This window comes from Rhodococcus sp. (in: high G+C Gram-positive bacteria), from assembly GCF_049286785.1.
Classification (GTDB): Bacteria; Actinomycetota; Actinomycetes; order Mycobacteriales; family Mycobacteriaceae; genus Rhodococcus_F.
In genome coordinates this window covers 1-2,141 of record NZ_JBAQEO010000271.1, presented here as the reverse complement: position 1 = coordinate 2,141, position 2,141 = coordinate 1, and the positions used below count along the sequence as shown (strand labels likewise).

Annotated in this window: 2 protein-coding genes; one reads left to right on the top strand and one right to left on the bottom strand. The window is 63.1% G+C overall.

The window, feature by feature from the left end; genetic code table 11:
• A partial coding sequence (locus WAW17_RS10795) for an enoyl-CoA hydratase/isomerase family protein (RefSeq protein ID WP_422332976.1) occupies window positions 1-755 on the bottom strand: 755 nt, incomplete at its 3' end.
• A 155-nt stretch (window positions 756-910) separates the two neighbouring features.
• On the opposite strand from WAW17_RS10795, the gene WAW17_RS10790 reads away from it, so the two are divergent.
• Window positions 911-2,023 (top strand): acyl-CoA dehydrogenase family protein, encoded by a 1,113-nt coding sequence (locus tag WAW17_RS10790; protein WP_422332975.1) that lies wholly within the window; start codon window positions 911-913, stop codon window positions 2,021-2,023.
• Window positions 2,024-2,141 lie beyond the last annotated feature (118 nt).

The following is a 2,141-nucleotide window of genomic DNA, read 5'->3' as shown; positions in this document are numbered from 1 at the left end:
AGGAACGCGTTGACGCCTTCCTTGCCGTCCTCGGACTGCAGGGCATTACCGACAGCGAGATGCTCCATCACCATCAACGACTGGATATCGGCATCGAGACCACGATCGATGCACATCTTCGTCAGCTTCATCATGAACGGACTCTTGTCCACCAACGGTGCGATGAACTCGGCCACCAGCTTGTCCAGATCCTCCGCCGGCGCCGACGCATTGATCAGATCGAAATCGACGGCCTCGATACCCGTGAGCAGCTTGCCGGTCAGCATCAGCTCCTTCGTCTTACGGACACCGATCATCCGCGGCAGACGGTAGATCGGGCCCGCACCACCGAACAGGGCACGACGGATATGGAAGTCACCGATCCGCGCATCATCCGCGGCCACCGCGAAGTCACACGAAATCATCAACTCGAAACCACCCGCGGTCACGAAACCCTCGAGCACCGCCACCGACGGGGTGTTCATCGAGTACAACCGGTCACACACCTTCGCCGAGAGCACCGCGACATCCATCGCCGTCGTCGACCCGATGAACTTCTCCCGCAACTCGTCCAGATCGAAACCCGAGCAGAACGTGTTCTCCCGACCCCGCAGGACCAGCACCTTCAACTCCGGATCGGCGTCGACCTCGACGATGATCTCGTCCAACCGGTGCAACAACTCGACAGTCACCGCGTTCTTCTTGTGCGGACGATTCAGCCACACTCGGGCAACGTCGCCGTCCTTCTCCAGGACGATGTGGTCGGTATCGATCATGATGCAACCTCCGAATAGAATTTGAACTGGATTCACTTCACTTCATCTGACCAGACGAGCCGTTCGGCGTCAACAGTGGAACCTGCCTTGCGAATGATGAACCGGTTCTCTAACGTCAAGTGAACCAACTTCAATTCACTTTGTGGAGGTTTTCAGTGGCGCACCTGTCTCCGTGGCCGATGGGCGATCCGTCAGTGATGGCGCCCGTCGCCGAACGTGAGGAACTGCGAACCGTCCTTCGCAAACTGCTCGACGAGCAGGCGACTCACGACGACGTCCGGAAGGCCGCCGAGAGTGAAAGGGGGTACTCCGAGTCGCTGTGGTCGCTGCTCCACGGGGATCTCGGCGTCGGCGGCATGACGATGCCCGAGAGTGCCGGGGGTGCCGGGTTCGGCCTCGCGGACCTGGGCGTTGTTCTCGAGGAGTCGGGACGGGCCCTCTTGTGCGAGCCGATCGCGCAGACGGTGGTGGCCGGCCAGGCGCTCGCTGCGGCGCAATCGGCCGCCGGAGTGTTGGAACTGCTGAATGCGGTGACGACGGGTGAGCTGATTGCCGCCGTGGAATTGGGCGGGTCTTCGCGAGGGCTAATGGTGGACGGCGATTCCGGCGCGGTATCGGGTTCGGCGCCGCAGGTCGCATACGGCGCGATCGCAGATCTCCTCGTCACCGTCGCTCACGACCCCGAGGGCGCGGGCTTGTACGTTCTCGACCTGCGGGGTGCCGATGTCGACAGGGTTCCCCTCCGGTGCCTCGACTCCACACGCCCCCTCGCCGCGCTGACCCTTCGCGCGGTCCCGGCTCTGCGTCTGGCGGGAGACGGCCCGGAGTTGCCACGGCTCAGGGAACTCATCACTGTCTGCACCGCGCTCGAACACGTGGGGATGATCGACCGCCTCGTGTCGACCACGCGCGAATATCTGTTGACACGCAACCAGTTCGGCCGACCACTCGGCTCGTTCCAGGCGATCAAGCACCGGATGGCGGACCTGGCCATCGACCTCGAGCGCGCCCGTTCCTCGGCCCGGTATGCGTCGGCAGCCTGGGACGACCGTGCCGCGGATTCGCCACTGGCAGCCGCTGTTGCCTCGGCGGTGTGTACCGACGCGGTCGTGCGTGCCGCCCACGAGGCGATTCAGCTGCACGGTGGGGTGGCGTTCACGTGGGAACACGAGGCGCACTTCTATCTTCGTCGCGCGCTCGGGGACGAGGGCAGGTTCGGGTCGGCGCGGGTTGCGCGCGCCCGAATCGCCGAACTCGTCGGCGTCTGAGGACTTTCCGCTCGCTGTCTTGACGAGAACCGCGCACATCAGCATACTGAAGTGAATCCAGTTCAAATTCTATTCGGAGGTTGCATCATGATCGATACCGACCACATCGTCCTGGAGA